The organism is Rhizobium sp. AN5, assembly GCF_900215255.1.
Classification (GTDB): Bacteria; Pseudomonadota; Alphaproteobacteria; order Rhizobiales; family Rhizobiaceae; genus Agrobacterium; species Agrobacterium tumefaciens.
Genome location: NZ_OCMJ01000004.1, coordinates 86,964 through 103,724 on the forward strand (window position 1 = coordinate 86,964; position 16,761 = coordinate 103,724).

13 protein-coding genes are annotated in these 16,761 nt (G+C 60.0%); all 13 read left to right on the forward strand.

Features of this window, described 5'->3' with window-relative positions:
* The first annotated feature begins 33 nt into the window (after positions 1–33).
* The 13 genes from CRP02_RS12700 (at position 34) to tsaB (ending at position 16,739) form a co-directional block, all read left to right on the forward strand.
* Positions 34–1,167 carry a class I SAM-dependent methyltransferase gene (locus CRP02_RS12700; protein WP_097171391.1) on the forward strand — a complete coding sequence of 378 codons (1,134 nt, stop codon included), beginning with the start codon at positions 34–36 and terminating at the stop codon, positions 1,165–1,167.
* Positions 1,164–2,024 (forward strand): TrmH family RNA methyltransferase, encoded by an 861-nt coding sequence (locus CRP02_RS12705; protein ID WP_097171392.1) that lies wholly within the window; start codon positions 1,164–1,166, stop codon positions 2,022–2,024. The genes CRP02_RS12700 and CRP02_RS12705 overlap by 4 nt, the downstream gene beginning before the upstream one ends.
* A complete protein-coding gene (gene lspA, locus CRP02_RS12710; protein WP_097101342.1) occupies positions 2,024–2,512 on the forward strand; it encodes a signal peptidase II in 489 nt (162 codons plus the stop codon). The genes CRP02_RS12705 and lspA overlap by 1 nt, the downstream gene beginning before the upstream one ends.
* Positions 2,513–2,567: 55 nt before the next feature.
* Positions 2,568–4,799 carry a hybrid sensor histidine kinase/response regulator gene (locus CRP02_RS12715; protein ID WP_097171393.1) on the forward strand — a complete coding sequence of 744 codons (2,232 nt, stop codon included), beginning with the start codon at positions 2,568–2,570 and terminating at the stop codon, positions 4,797–4,799.
* A gap of 95 nt (positions 4,800–4,894) precedes the next feature.
* Complete coding sequence (locus CRP02_RS12720) at positions 4,895–5,776, forward strand: GNAT family N-acetyltransferase (RefSeq protein ID WP_003514771.1); 882 nt, start codon at positions 4,895–4,897, stop codon at positions 5,774–5,776.
* Positions 5,777–5,966: 190 nt separating this feature from the next.
* Positions 5,967–8,618: a DNA mismatch repair protein MutS gene (mutS, locus tag CRP02_RS12725; protein WP_097171394.1), complete on the forward strand. Its 2,652-nt coding sequence runs from the start codon at positions 5,967–5,969 to the stop codon at positions 8,616–8,618.
* 95 nt (positions 8,619–8,713) lie between these two features.
* Positions 8,714–11,542, forward strand: coding sequence for a [protein-PII] uridylyltransferase (locus CRP02_RS12730; RefSeq protein ID WP_003514778.1), 2,829 nt, complete (start codon positions 8,714–8,716; stop codon positions 11,540–11,542).
* 7 nt (positions 11,543–11,549) lie between these two features.
* Positions 11,550–13,139 (forward strand): murein biosynthesis integral membrane protein MurJ, encoded by a 1,590-nt coding sequence (gene murJ, locus CRP02_RS12735; protein ID WP_097171395.1) that lies wholly within the window; start codon positions 11,550–11,552, stop codon positions 13,137–13,139.
* A complete protein-coding gene (locus CRP02_RS12740; RefSeq protein WP_097171396.1) occupies positions 13,139–13,543 on the forward strand; it encodes a VOC family protein in 405 nt (134 codons plus the stop codon). The genes murJ and CRP02_RS12740 overlap by 1 nt, the downstream gene beginning before the upstream one ends.
* A gap of 101 nt (positions 13,544–13,644) precedes the next feature.
* Complete coding sequence (trpS, locus tag CRP02_RS12745; protein WP_097171397.1) at positions 13,645–14,709, forward strand: tryptophan--tRNA ligase; 1,065 nt, start codon at positions 13,645–13,647, stop codon at positions 14,707–14,709.
* A 115-nt stretch (positions 14,710–14,824) separates the two neighbouring features.
* Positions 14,825–15,316, forward strand: coding sequence for a universal stress protein (locus CRP02_RS12750; RefSeq protein ID WP_003514782.1), 492 nt, complete (start codon positions 14,825–14,827; stop codon positions 15,314–15,316).
* Positions 15,317–15,485: 169 nt separating this feature from the next.
* Positions 15,486–16,049 (forward strand): NifU family protein, encoded by a 564-nt coding sequence (locus tag CRP02_RS12755; RefSeq protein WP_097171398.1) that lies wholly within the window; start codon positions 15,486–15,488, stop codon positions 16,047–16,049.
* Positions 16,050–16,070: 21 nt separating this feature from the next.
* Entirely contained in the window at positions 16,071–16,739 is a 669-nt protein-coding gene (gene tsaB, locus CRP02_RS12760) for a tRNA (adenosine(37)-N6)-threonylcarbamoyltransferase complex dimerization subunit type 1 TsaB (RefSeq protein WP_097171399.1), read from the forward strand.
* Positions 16,740–16,761 lie beyond the last annotated feature (22 nt).

Here is a 16,761-nt window from a genome sequence, read left to right on the forward strand (position 1 = left end):
GATAAGACGCGGGCAGAAGCGGAAAGATTTCCATTGAAGAAAAAAGACAGCCGGCCGGGCAATCGCGTGCGTGCCGGGAGCGAGAAAAAACAGGTTCATGCCGCAAAGCCGGCACGGCGGACGGACGCGGCACCGAAAAAGCGCGAGCCGGACGCGGTGCGTAGCGCGCCGAAACCTGCGCCGAGGGAAAAGATAGCCCCAGTACCGGCCGTTGAGCAGGTGCCTGCGCGGCCCCTCAAGCATCGCACCGGCGAGCGTCCCGCAGAACAGGTTCCGGTTATTCTGGAATCGAGTGGCGCGGGTGATTTTCATCTCATCGACAGCGGCAATGGCCTGAAGCTTGAACAATACGGCGAATATCGCGTCGTCCGTCCCGAGGCGCAGGCTCTCTGGCAGCCGTCGGTTCCCGACCGCGTATGGCAGAATGCCGACGCCATTTTTACCGGCGACACGGATGAAGACGGCATGGGCCGTTGGCGTTTTCCAAAGGCAGCACTCGGCGAAACCTGGCCCCTGTCCCTGCTCGGCGTCGAATTTCTCGGTCGTTTCACGGCCTTCCGGCATGTCGGCGTCTTCCCGGAGCAGATCGTCCACTGGGAATGGCTGAAACATGCCGTCGAAACGGCTGACCGGCCGCTGAAAGTCCTGAACCTGTTTGGTTACACCGGCGTCGCTTCGCTGGTCGCCGCTGCTGCAGGCGCTGAAGTGACCCATGTCGACGCCTCCAAGAAAGCGATCGGCTGGGCAAAGGAGAACCAGGCGCTTGCCGGGCTCGAACAGGCGCCGATCCGCTGGATTTGCGAAGACGCGATGAAGTTCATCCAGCGCGAGGAGCGTCGCGGCAGCACCTACGACATCATTCTCACCGACCCGCCGAAATTCGGCCGCGGCACCCATGGTGAAATCTGGCAATTGTTCGACCATCTTCCGTTGATGCTCGATATCTGCCGGGAAATCCTGTCGCCCAAAGCGCTCGGTCTGGTGCTGACGGCCTATTCTATCAGGGCCAGCTTCTATTCGATGCATGAATTGATGCGCGAAATCATGCGCGGCGCCGGTGGCGTCGTTGCATCCGGTGAGCTCGTCATTCGCGAGGCCGGGCTTGATGGCAAGACGCCGGGCCGGGTGCTTTCCACATCGCTGTTCAGCCGCTGGGAGCCGAAATGACGAACGACATGCGCGAAAACACGACGCGCCGGGTTGGCCAGGTGAAGGAAGTCACCAGCCTTGCCAATCCCATCATCAAGGATATCAAGGCGCTTACCCAGAAAAAGGGCAGGGAAGAGACCGGCACCTTTATGGCGGAAGGCTTGAAGCTGGTTATCGACGCGCTCGAACTGGGCTGGACCATCCGCACCCTGGTTTACGCCAAGGCGGCCAAGGGCAAGCCGCTGGTGGAGCAGGCGGCGGTAAAGACGGTCGCTTCCGGCGGGCTGGTGCTCGAAGTCAGCGAAAAACTCATCGCCTCGATCACCCGCCGCGACAATCCGCAAATGGTTGTTGGCATCTTTGACCAGAGATGGAAGCCATTGAAGGATATCCGTCCGGAAAAAGGCGAGACCTATATCGCGCTCGATCGGGTGCGTGATCCCGGCAATCTCGGCACCATCATCCGCACGGCGGATGCGGCGGGTGCCTCAGGCGTCATTCTGGTCGGCGATTGCACCGATCCGTTTTCGCTGGAAACGGTGCGTGCGACCATGGGTTCGGTCTTCGCTACGCCCGTTGCCCGCGCCTCGGTTGAGGAATTCCTCTCATGGAAAAAATCGGCGAATGTCAGTGTCGTTGCCACCCATCTTGCCGGGTCCGTGGATTATCGAAAAATCGATTATGCCGGAAAGCCCGTCGTGCTTTTGATGGGTAACGAGCAATCCGGCCTGCCACCTGAACTGGCTGGCAAGGCAGACCAACTGGCGCGCATTCCCCAACAGGGCCGTGCCGATAGTCTCAATCTCGCCATCGCAACCGCTGTCATGCTTTTCGAGGCGCGGCGACATCTCCTCGAACTGGCACCGGTGAAGTAATGGCCAAAGCGGCGTTGTTTTCGAAATTTGGCCCGGCTTTCGCGCTTATCGTTGCTGCCCTTGTGCTGGACCAGATCGTCAAGCAACTGGTCGAGACCTATCTGCCGTTGCAGGAGATGGTGCCGGTCATTCCGTTCCTGGCGCTTTACCGCACCTATAATCTCGGTGTGGCGTTTTCGATGCTGGCGGACATGCACGGCTGGTTCATCGTCAGCATGCGACTCGTCATCGTGGTCTTCGTTCTGTGGCTCTGGCGCAAGACGGCGGCGGACCGGACTTTTGCCCATCTTGGCTTCGCCTTCATCATCGCTGGAGCGGCCGGTAATCTTCTCGACCGCTTTTTCTACGGTCACGTCATCGACTACATCCTGTTTCACACCGATACATGGTCGTTCGCGGTCTTCAATCTGGCCGACACTTTCATAACCATCGGTGCCGGTTGCGTCATTCTCGATGAGTTTCTGCACGCCCGGGCGGCTAAAAAGTAAAATTTTAGCGTTTGAGCCAAACATATCAAAACCGCTGCCGTGGTAGCGGTTGTGCATGAGCGAACTGGCACGACTGCGGGAAAAATTATCAGATGGCCTCGCCGCCACCCCGGCGCAGCCGGCGGATCGCGTCGACACGACATCTCAACCTGTCGGTGCGGAGCGCGGGATAGATGCCGGATCGATCACGCTATACGTTGCCGCGTCATTGTCGGTGGGTGCCTTCTCCGCAGCCTTGATCGCGCTTGCGGTGCCTTATGCGGTCACCGTCGCCTTGGCATCCTTCTTTGGTGCGGTGCTGGTCGGTCTCCTGTCCTACGCCATGTTCGGCAAATCCTTCCAGTATTCCGGCAAGATATCTGCTGATGATCTGGATGTACGGCTACGCCAAACTCAAAACCGATCGCTGATTGCCGAGATCCAGGAGGCCATGGGCGATATCATCGTCATCCGCAATATGGATCGGCGCATCGTCGAGGCGAATGCGGTTTTTCGTGAAGTGACGGGCTGCTCGGCCCCCGAAGGGCTGAGCTGTGAGGAAATCGGCATCGCTTTCCGGCCGGGCGACAAGGCCCACGCTTATGATGTGGAAATTGCGACCCCGTTCGGTCAGCGCATTTTCTCCTGGCACGATGTCGTCACCCGCGATCTGGCAAGCAGTCGTCTTCTCATCAGCAGCATCGCGAGAGATGTCACCGAGGAGCGGCTGGCACTCGGCGAACGGGAAGACGCCCGGTTGCGCGCTGAAAAGGCCGATGCCGAAAAGGCAAGGCTGCTTGCCACGGTTAGCCACGAGATCCGCCTGCCGCTTTCCGGCATGCTTGGCATGAACCATCTTCTGTCGCAGACGAAGCTCAACCAGGAGCAACGTAATTATCTCGACGGCATGAAGCAGTCCGGTCAGTCGCTGGTACAGCTGGTCGAGGACCTGCTGGATTATTCGACCATGGAGGCGGGCCGTTTCAAACTCAATCCGCGTGCGGAAAACCTGCGTCGACTGATCGAGAGTATTGTCGAGATGCTGGCGCATCGCGCCCACGAAAAGGGCATCGAAATCACCTCCTTCGTCACGCCGGATGTGCCCGATTATCTGGATTTCGATCCGGCAAGGCTGCGTCAGGTTCTGTTCAACCTCCTCGGCAATGCCGTCAAATTCACGCAGGTGGGCGGGGTCGTCATCCGGGCGCGCATGGTTGAAGGCGAATTGCATATCACCGTCGAGGACACCGGCCCCGGCATGAGCCAAGCGGAACAGGCCCGTATCTTTGGCGAATTCGAACAGGCAGGCCCGATGTCGCAGCAAAGTGGGGGAACAGGGCTTGGGCTCGCGATTTCCACCCGCATCGTGCGGGAATTCGGCGGCAGCCTCACGGTCTTCAGCCGCAAGGGCGAGGGCAGCACCTTCACGCTGGCATTCCGTCCGGGCAGTTCGTCCACCGGCACGCCGGACCCGGACCGGCGCCATTGCCTGCAGCATACCAATGTCCTGCTGATCGCGCCGAGGGGCGTGGCAGCGGCGGTGACGATGGAGGCGATCGAGGCTTTCGGCGGCAAATGCGCTCTTATCCACGAACCGGAGGATTTGGAAAGGCTGCACGGTACGGCTGCCGATCTCACCGATATCATTGTCGACAGGCGTATTTCACCTCTGTTCAGAGACGCGCTAAGGGATTGGCCGCAACAAAATGTCCGCCGCACGTTGCTGGTCAGTCCCGAAGAGCGGGCGTCGACCATGCATGCGTCCTTCGACGCCTGGTTGATCCGGCCGCTGCGCGAAAAGTCCCTGATTGACGTCCTCTGCGGCCGTCTGCGCGGCATAGAACGGCGCGATGCCATCAACGACAACCACCCGGATGTGGGGTTTTCTTCACGGGTGACGGAGGGGGTAAGCGGCATCGATATCCTCGTGGCCGAGGACGACGCCGTCAATGCGCGCATCATCCGGGCCGTTCTGGAAAAAAGCGGTTACATCGTGCGCGGTGTCGACGATTTTCAGGCCCTGCAGCAAGCCGTGGCGCCGGGCACAACCCGCCTACCGCACCTCATCATATCCGATCTCAATATGCCAGGTGGCGAGGGGCTTGAGGTGCTGCCGGAGCTTCTCGGCACGCTGAAGGGTGGAAGAAATATTCCGCTCATCGTGCTCAGCGGCGATGCGAGCGTTGAGACCGCCGAAATCCTGCTGAATGCCGGTGCGGCCAAGGTTTTGAACAAGCCTGCCGACCCGAGACGACTGGTCGAGGAAATCCGCCGCTTGCTGGAGGCGAAACGCCTGTTGCCATCATGACTTGAGAGACTCGCAATGGCTGCATTTTGTCACTATTCTGTCGTCAATTAGTGATTTATGACAGGAAAAATCTTTTGGTGGCGGAGCGATTCCCCATGGTTGCCGAAATCTACAGTCACGACATTTGTGAAAACAAAGTTGTTATTCATCCTCGTCCAGACACCGCTCAGGACAATGAGGGGCTTTTCGGCCGTATCGGCTCGCTGGAAACACGGCTCGCAAGAAACGAGCGGGAGATCGACGCGGCGCAGTCCGTGCGTTACCGGGTTTTCGTTGATGAAATGAAGGCGCGCCTTCCCGCAGACGCGATGCGCCGCAAGCGCGACATCGACGCCTGGGACAGTGTCTGCGACCATCTGCTCGTGCTCGACAAGGCGATTGAAGGCGACAGCGAGGACCAGATCGTCGGCACGTACCGTCTGCTGCGGCAGGAAACGGCGCTTGCCAATAACGGGTTCTATTCCGCAAGCGAATTCGACATCGCCGGGCTGGTAGCGCGCCATCCCGGCAAGCGCTTCATGGAGCTTGGCCGCTCCTGCGTGCTGCCGGAATATCGCACCAAGCGCACGGTTGAGCTTTTGTGGCAGGGCAACTGGGCCTATGCCGTGAAACACCGCATGGATGCCATGATCGGTTGCGCCTCGTTTCCCGGCGTGCAGCCGGAAGCCCACGCGCTTGCTCTGTCCTTCCTGCATCACAATTGCGTTGCAAAGGGCGAATGGGCGGCTTCCGCCCTTCCCGAGCTTTATCACGAGATGGACCTGGTACCGGCTGAGGCGCTGAACGCCCGCAAGGCGCTGAACGCCATGCCGCCGCTGATCAAGGGCTATATGCGTCTCGGCGCCATGTTCGGCTCCGGCGCCGTGGTGGACCACGCATTCAACACGACAGATGTTCTCGTGGTCCTGCCGGTTTCCTCTATAGCCGGCCGCTACATCAGCTATTACGGCGGTGAGACCGAGCGCATCAACGGCTGACCGGTTTTAACTCGGATCTAGCGGGATGTTCCTGTGGGCAGCGGTCCGGTGTGTGTTGTCTTGGGGCGGCCATTGCCGCTAGTGTCGGCGCTCCCTTTCCGCAACACGATATGACATCGGCAAGCCATTGACGGACGTTTTGACCACCGCTTCCCTGATCTCGGAAGAGAGCCGCGCTACGGCCACTCCCATGATGGAGCAATATATCGAGATCAAGGCGAACAATCCCGGTTCGCTGCTGTTTTACCGCATGGGCGATTTTTACGAATTGTTCTTTGACGATGCGGTGGAAGCCTCGCGGTCGCTCGGCATCACGCTGACGAAACGCGGCCAGCATATGGGGCAGGATATTCCCATGTGCGGCGTTCCCGTTCACGCCGCCGATGATTATCTCCAGAAGCTCATCCTGCGCGGTTATCGCGTCGCCGTCTGCGAGCAGGTGGAGGACCCGGCCGAGGCGAAGAAGCGCGGATCGAAATCCGTTGTGAAGCGCGATGTGGTGCGGCTTGTCACACCAGGCACGCTCACCGAAGAAAAACTGCTGTCGCCGACGGAATCCAACTATCTGATGGCGCTTGCCCGTGTCCGCGGCAGTGCCGAAGCGCAGTTCGCGCTCGCCTGGATCGATATTTCCACCGGCGTCTTCCGTCTGGCGGAAACCACCCTGACACGGCTTCTCGCCGATATCTGGCGTATCGACCCACGCGAGTTGATCGTGGCCGACAGCCTGTTCCACGACGAAGAGCTGAGGCCTGTTTTCGATGTCCTCGGCCGCGTGGCGGTGCCGCAACCGGCTATCCTATTCGACAGCGCGGTCGCGGAAGGGCGTATCGCACGTTATTTCAATGTCTCGACGCTGGACGGTTTTGGCGCTTTTTCACGCGTGGAAATGGCGGCAGCCGCAGCAGCCGTGGCCTATGTCGAAAAGACCCAAATTGCCGAGCGCCCGCCCCTTGGCGCACCGGAGCGCGAAAGCGCCGCCTCCACCCTCTTCATCGATCCCGCCACCCGCGCCAATCTGGAACTGGTGAAGACGTTATCGGGTGAAAGAGACGGATCGCTGCTGCATGCCCTCAACCGCACGGTCACGGGCGGCGGCGCGCGACTTCTGGCGGAGCGGCTGATGTCGCCTTTGACCGACCCGGAAAAGATCAATGCCCGCCTCGATGCGGTCGCTTATCTCATCGATGACGTATCCCTCTGCGATGGCCTGCGCGATGCCTTGAAACACGTCGCAGATATGCCGCGTGCGCTTTCACGTCTGGCGCTGGAACGCGGTGGTCCGCGTGATCTCGGCGCTATAAGGCAGGGGCTGGTTTCGGCCGAAAAAATTGCAGCTATTCTCGATGATGGGCTGCTGCCGGATGAGCTGGCGACAGCTCTCAAGGATTTGAAAGCCTTGCCGGGCGGGCTTGAAGCGATGCTTGGCTCGATGCTCGCCGACGATCTGCCGCTTTTGAAGCGTGATGGCGGTTTTTTGCGTGAGGGCGCCAATCCAGAACTCGACGAGGTACGCGCGTTGCGCGACCAGTCGCGTCGTGTGATCGCCGGGCTGCAATTGAAATACGCCGATGAAACCGGCATCAAGTCGCTCAAGATCAAGCACAACAATGTGCTTGGTTACTTCATCGAGGTGACGGCGGGCAATGCCGATGTGATGATGGCGACGGACGAGGCGAAGGCGCGCTTCATCCACCGCCAGACCATGGCGGGTGCCATGCGCTTCACCACCACCGAGCTTGCCGATCTCGAAAGCCGCATCGCCAATGCCGCCGCACAGGCATTGACCATGGAGCTGGAGGCCTTCGCACGCATGGTTGAGGCCGTGGTGCAGCAGGCGGAAGCAATCAAGGCCGGCGCGGCGGCACTTGCAGTTATCGACGTTGCCTCGAGCCTTGCCTATCTGGCGACGGAGCAGGCCTATTGCCGACCGATCGTCGATGCCTCCATGACCTTCGCGATCAAAGGCGGGCGCCATCCGGTGGTGGAACAGGCCCTGCGGCGCCAGTCGGCTGGGCCATTCATCGCCAATAATTGCGATCTGTCGGCTGCTGAGGGCGGCAAAAATGGCGCGATCTGGCTGCTCACCGGCCCGAACATGGGCGGTAAGTCGACTTTCCTGCGTCAGAATGCGCTCATTGCCATCCTTGCGCAGATCGGCTCCTTCGTTCCGGCAGAAGCCGCCCATATCGGCATCGTAGACCGGCTGTTTTCCCGCGTCGGCGCCTCCGACGATCTGGCGCGTGGCCGCTCTACCTTCATGGTGGAAATGGTGGAAACGGCCGCCATCCTCAATCAGGCGACGGATCGCTCGCTGGTCATTCTGGATGAGATCGGCCGTGGCACGGCAACCTTCGACGGCCTTTCGATCGCCTGGGCGGCGGTCGAGCATCTGCACGAGGTCAATCGTTGCCGTGGCCTCTTCGCCACCCATTTCCACGAACTGACGGTGCTGTCGGAAAAACTTGGTCGCCTTTCCAATGCCACGATGCGGGTGAAGGAATGGGAAGGTGACGTCATCTTCCTGCACGAGGTCGGACCGGGTGCTGCGGATCGTTCCTACGGTATTCAGGTGGCAAGGCTCGCCGGACTTCCGGCATCGGTGGTGGAGCGCGCCCGTGAGGTGCTGACGAAGCTCGAAGATGCCGATCGCAAGAACCCTGCCAGTCAGCTGATCGACGATCTGCCACTGTTCCAGATCGCGGTTCGCCGTGAGGAAACCCGCAAGGCTGGGCCATCGAAGGTGGAAGAAGCTTTGAAAGGATTCAACCCGGACGAAATGACGCCGCGTGAGGCATTGGACGCGCTCTATGCGTTAAAGAAAGAACTTGGCAAGGCTTAAGAGGATAGACTGCCTGTCCATCGCCTTTGAAACTCGCTATAGGACAATCCCATCGCAAGCGGTGGCTTTCCCACAGGACATGGATACCGGCATAAATGGCCATCAAGGACCTGGATTTTTCCGAAATTCTCGATGTTTCGGCGCTGAAGCGCGAATGCGACATCATCTTCAAGAACGACGGCAAGCGCATAGCCGATGTCAGGTCCGACCTGCTGCCGATCTTTCGCAAGGCCAGCACGGAAGGCCGGGAAAAGGCTCGCGAACTGCTGAAATCCGACGGCAGCGGCATCGACTGCGCCCGACGTATCTCCTGGCTCCAGGACCGGCTGATCGAAATCCTCTATGATCTCGCCTGCCAATATGTCTATCCGAAAGACGCACCGCAGATCGCCGTTGCAGCGGTGGGCGGTTACGGTCGCGGCACGCTGGCGCCGGGATCGGATATCGACCTACTGTTCCTGCTGCCAGCCAAGAACACGCCGGATATGCACAAGGCCGTGGAGTTCGTGCTTTATCTGCTCTGGGATCTCGGCTTCAAGGTCGGCCACGCCACGCGCACGGTGGATGAGTGCGTCCGCCTGTCGAAATCCGATATGACTATCCGCACCGCCATTCTGGAAGTGCGGGCAATCTGCGGCAAAAAATCCCTGACCGATGATCTCGAAAAACGTTTCGAGTCGGAAGTTGTTACCGGCACCGGGCCGGAATTCATCGCCGCCAAGCTGGCCGAGCGCGACCAGCGTCACCGCAAGGCTGGCGATACGCGCTATCTGGTGGAGCCGAACGTCAAGGAAGGCAAGGGCGGCCTGCGCGACCTGCACACGCTGTTCTGGATCGCCAAATATTATTACCATGTCCGCGATACGGCCGATCTCGTCAAGCTTGGCGTCCTGTCTAAGCGCGAACTCAGGCTGTTCGAAAAGGCCGATGATTTTCTCTGGGCCGTCCGTTGCCAGATGCATTTCATCACCAACAAGGCAGAAGAGCGCCTGTCCTTCGACATTCAGCGCGAGATCGCCGATGCGTTGGGCTATCAGCCACGCCCCGGGCTTTCCGCCGTCGAGCGTTTCATGAAGCATTATTTCCTGGTGGCGAAGGATGTGGGCGACCTGACCCGCATCGTCTGCGCCGCACTGGAGGACAGGCAGGCAAAGGACGTGCCGGGCCTGTCGGGTGTTCTCAGCCGCTTTGCCCACCGGGTCCGCAAAATTCCCGGTTCTGTTGAATTCGTCGAGGATCGCGGCCGCATCGCGCTGGCCAAGCCGGACGTGTTCAAAAACGATCCGGTCAATCTGATCCGGCTCTTTCATATCGCCGATATCAACAATCTCGAACTTCACCCGGATGCGCTGCGTGTCGTTACCCGGTCGCTGTCGCTGATCAATGACGGGCTTCGCGAGAACGAGGAGGCGAACCGGCTGTTTCTAGCGATCCTCACCTCGAGGCGGGATCCGGCGCTCACCTTGCGGCGCATGAACGAGGCTGGCGTCCTCGGCAAGTTCATTCCCGAATTCGGCAAGATCGTCGCGATGATGCAGTTCAACATGTATCATCACTATACGGTGGACGAACATCTGATCCGCTCTGTCGGCGTACTGTCGGAGGTGGACAAGGGGACGGCTGTGGATGCCCATCCGCTTGCCAACCAGCTGATGCCGGGTGTCGAGGAGCGTGAGGCACTTTATGTGGCCGTTCTGCTGCACGATGTGGCCAAGGGCCGGCAGGAGGATCACTCGATTGCCGGCGCGCGCGTGGCCCGCAAGCTTTGCCAGCGTTTCCGGCTGACCGGCAAGCAGACCGAAATGGTCGTCTGGCTGATCGAGCAGCATCTTCTGATGTCCATGGTAGCCCAGACGCGCGACCTGCACGACCGCAAGACCATCACCGATTTCGCCGACAAGGTGCAATCCATGGAGCGGCTGAAGATGCTGCTTATCCTGACGGTCTGCGATATCCGCGCGGTCGGTCCGGGTGTCTGGAACGGCTGGAAGGGTCAGTTGCTCCGCTCGCTTTATTACGAGACCGAGCTGCTTCTCTCCGGTGGCTTTTCGGAAGTCTCCCGCAAGGAAAGGGCGCATATTGCCCGCCAGGCGCTTTACGACGCGCTGGAAGACTGGGGCCAGAAGGCACGGCGCAAATACACCAAGCTGCACTATGAGCCCTATCTGCTGACGGTGGCGTTGGAAGATCAGGTGCGTCACACCCGCTTCATCCGCGAGGCCGACAAGCAGGAAAAAGCGCTGTCGACCATGGTGCGCACACATTCCTTCCACGCCATCACCGAAATCACCGTGCTGGCGCCCGACCATCCGCGCCTGCTGTCGATCATTACCGGCGCCTGCGCTGCGGCCGGCGCCAACATTGCCGACGCGCAAATCTTCACCACATCCGATGGGCGGGCGCTGGATACGATCCTGATCAACCGCGAATTTCCGATCGACGAAGACGAGACGCGGCGCGGCAACAATGTCGGCAAGCTGATCGAAGAGGTTCTGTCCGGCCGTCAGCGCCTGCCGGAAATGATTGCCACCCGCACCAAGAGCCGGAGGAAGAAAAGCGCCTTCACCATTCCGCCCTCCGTCATCATTTCCAACGGGCTTTCGAACAAGTTCACCGTTATCGAGGTCGAGTGCCTCGACCGGCCGGGGCTTCTGGCGGATATGACGGCTGTCATCGCCGATCTGTCGCTGGATATTCATTCCGCACGCATCACCACCTTCGGCGAGAAGGTCATCGACACATTCTACGTGACTGATCTCTTCGGCCAGAAGGTCACCAACGACAACCGGCAGGCCAGCATTGCCACGCGCCTGAAGGCCGTGATGAGCGAGCAGGAAGACGAATTGCGTGATCGCATGCCAAACGGCATCATCGCCCATCCCGATGTGGCGGCGTTGCCCGCCACGCGCACGGCAAAGGCTTGAAATCCCCATGAGCTTGATCGGAAAGTTCGCCACGGTCGGCACGGCCACGCTCGGAAGCCGCATCTTCGGTTTCCTCCGCGAGACCCTGATGGCCGCAGCTGTCGGTACCGGCCCGGTCGCCGATGCCTTCAATGCTGCCTTCCGTTTCCCGAACACCTTCCGGCGTCTTTTTGCCGAAGGCGCATTCAACTCGGCCTTCGTGCCGCTTTTTGCCAAGGAAATCGAGGCGAACGGCATGGAGGGTGCAAGACGCTTTTCCGAAGAAGTTTTCGGCGTTCTGTTCACCGTGCTTCTGGCTTTGACGATCCTGATGGAACTGTCGATGCCGTTCATCGTGCGCACCGTTATTGCGCCGGGCTTTCTGGAAGACCCGGTGAAATTTGACAACACCGTCCGTCTCGCAACCATCATGTTTCCCTATCTTGCCTGCATGTCGCTGGCGGCGATGATGGGCGGCATGCTGAATTCGCTGCACCGTTATTTCGCTGCCGCGATTGCGCCGGTCTTCCTGAACATCATTCTCATTGGTGTTCTGATGCTGGCCTGGTGGAAGCATTACGACCCGCTTCAGGTGGGTTATGCCCTGTCCTGGGGTGTCATGGTGGCCGGTGTGGTGCAGCTTGGCATCGTCTGGATCGCGGTGCGCAATGCCGGCATGCGGATCGGTTTCCGCAGACCCCGGCTGACGAAGAATGTCCAGCGCCTGCTGGTCCTTGCTTTGCCAGCGGCGATCACCGGCGGCATCACCCAGATCAATCTCCTGATCAACACCAATATCGCGTCTGCCGGTGAAGGTGTGATCTCCTCGCTTGCCTATGCTGACCGGATTTACCAGCTGCCGCTCGGTGTCGTCGGCATCGCCGTTGCCACCGTGCTTTTGCCGGAACTGGCGCGGGCTTTGCGTGGCGGACATATGGTCGAGGCGGGAAGCCTGCAAAACCGCTCGGTCGAATTCGTGCTGTTTTTGACATTGCCAGCTGCCGCTGCCCTTCTCGTCATGGCGGAACCCATCGTGCGCTTTCTGTACGAGCGCGGCAATTTCGCGCCTTCGGCCACCGTCACCGTCGCGCAGATCCTCGGTATTTATGGCCTCGGCCTGCCGGCTTTCGTGCTGATAAAGGCGTTCATTCCCGGCTTCTTTGCCCGCGAGGACACCCGCATCCCGATGATCTTCGCGGCGATTTCCGTGGTTGTGAACGTCTCTCTGGCGCTGACGTTGTTTCCGCGTCTCGGAGGTCCGGGCATCGCCATTGCCGAGATTACCGCCGGCTGGGTCAATGCCGCCCTGCTGTTCGGCATGCTGTTGTGGCGCGGTCACTGGCATGTGGACATTCCGCTCCTTACCCGCATTCCGCGCTTGCTGCTGGCCGCCGCCCTTATGGCGGGCTTCGTTCACTATGCGCTGACCTATCTGAGCTTCGAGCTGTCCTCCGCCTCCTCCATTTTCGTCCGGGCCGGAACCATCATGGGCCTCGTGTTCTCCGCCATGCTCGTTTATTTCGTGCTGGCTTTCGTTTCGGGTGGTGCCGATCTTGGCATGGTCAAGAGAGCCCTCAAAAAGCGCCGCAACAAGAATGCCCAGACGGAGACAAGCTGATGTCCTTTGCCGGGAACCGCCGCATCGCCCTCACTACCCTTATTGTGGACGATTACGACCGGGCAAAGTCGTTTTATTGCGAGGTTCTGGGGTTTGACTGCCTTTCCGACCAACCTCTTGATGACGGCAAACGCTGGCTGGTGGTGAAGCCGCAAGGCACCGATGGCTGCGCCCTCTTGCTTGCCGAGGCGGATGGTGAGGCGCAGCGTCTTGCCATCGGCAACCAGACCGGCGGCCGTGTCGGGTTTTTCCTGCATACCGACGATTTCGGCCGTGACTACGAGACGATGCTTGCGTGCGGCGTGCGCTTTCTGGAAGAACCGCGCCATGAGGTTTATGGCTCCGTCGCGGTCTTTGCGGATCCTTATGGAAATCACTGGGATCTTCTTCAGCCGCGCGGCTGACGCGCCCTGAAACCGCTTGATTGCGAGGGGCTGTAGGTGCATAAGCGCGTGCAATTCCAACCACGGGGCGGGGCCCTCCACAAGCCTTTTCGAGGACGACAATGAACGCATTCAAGCCGCTGGTTTTCTCGGGCGTCCAGCCGACCGGCAATCTGCATCTCGGCAATTATCTCGGCGCCATTCGCAAATTCGTGGCTTTGCAGGAAGATAACGACTGCATCTATTGCGTAGTCGACATGCATGCCATCACCGCCCAGCTCGTTCATTCGGACCTGAAGGCGCAGACCCGCTCGATCGCGGCCGCCTTCATTGCCGCAGGCATCGATCCGGTGAAGCATATCGTCTTCAACCAGTCGGCAGTGCCGCAGCACGCCGAACTCGCCTGGATCTTCAATTGCGTGGCGCGCATCGGCTGGATGGAGCGCATGACGCAGTTCAAGGACAAGTCCGGCAAGAATGCCGAGCAGGTGTCGCTTGGGCTACTTGCCTATCCGAGCCTGATGGCTGCGGACATTCTCGTCTACCGCGCGACCCACGTTCCTGTCGGCGACGACCAGAAGCAGCATCTGGAACTGGCCCGCGACATCGCCCAGAAATTCAACATCGATTTCGGCGACCATATCCGCAACGCCGGTCTCGGGCTTGACATCACCGTGGGCAATGAGCCGGTGCATGCCTATTTCCCGATGGTGGAGCCGCTGATCGGCGGTCCGGCACCGCGGGTGATGTCGTTGAAGGACGGCACCAAGAAGATGTCGAAGTCCGATCCGTCGGATCTGTCGCGCATCAACCTCATGGACGATGTCGACGCAATTTCGAGAAAGATCAAGAAGGCGAAGACGGACCCGGATGCACTGCCGAGCGAAGTGGAAGGCCTGAAGGGCCGCCCGGAGGCCGAAAACCTCGTTGGTATCTATGCGGCACTGTCTGACAAGACGAAAGCGGAGGTTCTTGCCGAATTCGGCGGACAGCAGTTCTCGGCCTTCAAGCCGGCTCTCGTCGAGCTTGCCGTCAATGTGCTTGCTCCGGTCAACAACGAGATGCGCCGCCTTCTCGACGATCCCACCCACATCGATGCCATCCTCAAACAGGGTGGTGAGCGAGCGCGCGCGATCGCTGAAAAAACGATGAACGAGGTGCGCGACATCATCGGGTTCCTGCGCTGACCAGGTATCGCCTTGCGGCTCACGGCGGGCGGTTTGCGCCTGCCGTGATTTGATATAATCTCCGCCCGAACCGTCGGGCGGTTTTTCGGATCGCGGCGGACACAGGGAGTGCGGAATGGTTTCAAAACGGCTGTCGCGTCTGGAAGGGCATCGTCGCAAATTTCTCGCTGTTATCGATGACACACCGGAATGCGAAAGGGCCGTGCATTATGCCGGTCGTCGCGCCAAGAACTCCAATGGCGGACTGGTTCTGCTCTACATGATACCGGAAGGCGATTTCCAGCAGTGGCTGGGCGTCGAGCAGATCATGCGGGCCGAGGCGCGCGAGGAGGCGGAAGCAACGCTTGCCAAGATCGCCCAGAAGGTCCGTGAGACCATCGGCATCGAGCCGGAGGCAGTCATCCGTGAAGGCGGCGCAACCGAACAGATCCACGGACTTATCGAGGAAGATCGCGATATTGCCATTCTGGTTTTGGCGGCAGGATCGACGAAGGAAGGGCCGGGACCGCTCGTCTCCTCCATCTCAGGACGCGGTGCGGCCTTCCCCATCCCCGTCACCGTGCTGCCGGATACGCTGACGGATGAGGAAATCGACGCCCTCTGCTGACGTTTGTCGGGCCCTGAAAGACAGGGACGGATTCGGGTAAGAAGTTGGGGCTGACGATTTCTTGAATGTAATTATCATGTCAGGGCTTGAAGTAAGGCTTCGCCAGGCGTATTTTTTGGAAGAATTCTAAATTGCGGGGCGTGAACGGCGACCTCGAAGGAGACAGATAATGTTCATTCAGACGGAAGCCACGCCGAACCCCGCGACCCTCAAGTTCCTGCCGGGCAAGGTGGTGCTGGAAAGCGGCACGGCTGAGTTTCTCAACCCCGCGCAGGCGCAGGCCTCGCCGCTGGCAGAGCGCCTCTTCACCATTCGGGGTGTCACCGGCGTTTATTTCGGCTTCGATTTCATCACCGTCACCAAGGATGACGCCGAATGGCAGCATCTGAAGCCCGCCATTCTCGGTTCGATCATGGAGCATTTCATGTCTGGCCGCCCCATCATGGGCACTGCCATTGCGGCTGAAGTGTCGGATGAGGAAGGCGAGTTCTTTGAAGCGGGTGACGAAACCATCGTCGCCACCATCAAGGAACTGCTGGATACCCGCGTCCGCCCCGCCGTGGCGCAGGATGGCGGCGATATCACTTTCCGTGGTTTCCGCGACGGCACCGTGTTCCTGAACATGAAAGGCGCTTGCTCCGGTTGCCCGTCCTCCACCGCCACGCTGAAGCACGGCGTCCAGAACCTGCTTCGCCATTTCGTGCCAGAAGTGCGCGAAGTTGAAGCCGTATGACGTTGTAAGCTAGGCCGCGCCATGATTGTTCTCGCACTCGATACCTCAGGTGTGGATTGTTCCGCCTGCGTCTATGACAGCGCCTCCGACACGGTGCGTGGCGAGGTGTGCGAAACCATCGGAAAAGGTCATGCCGAGCGGCTGATGGCTGTGATTGATGGTGCCCTGCAGCAGGCGCAGCTGCCGCTTCAGAAAGTCGGGCGCATCGCGGTAACGATCGGGCCGGGTTCCTTTACCGGCATTCGCGTCGGCGTTGCCGCCGCGCGTGGTTTTGCCCTCTCGCTCGGCATAGAGGCAGTCGGCGTAACCACGCTTGAGACGATCGCCTTGCATCATCTGCTGGAAAATCCCGACCGGCCAGTGGCTGTCGGGCTCGACGCCAAACGGGGCGAAGCCTACCTCCAGACATTTGCAGAGGATGGATCGCCGCTCCGCGAGGCCGCGCTTTTGTCTCTGGAGGATGCCAAAACGGCTCTCTCCGGTTTCGATGGTGCCATTGTCGGTTCCGCCGCACCCCTTTTTCAGGGTTTCGACGCGGCGTCAGGGCCCGATCATTTTCCGATTTCCACTGTCGCGCGGGCGGGTGGACGCAAGCCGAAAGGCATGCCGAAACCCGCACCGCTTTACCTTCGCGGCCCGGATGCCCGGCCGCAGACGGGTTTTGCGCTGGCACGCCAGAGCGTTGCCTGATAGGTGGCACCCGTAAATGCGT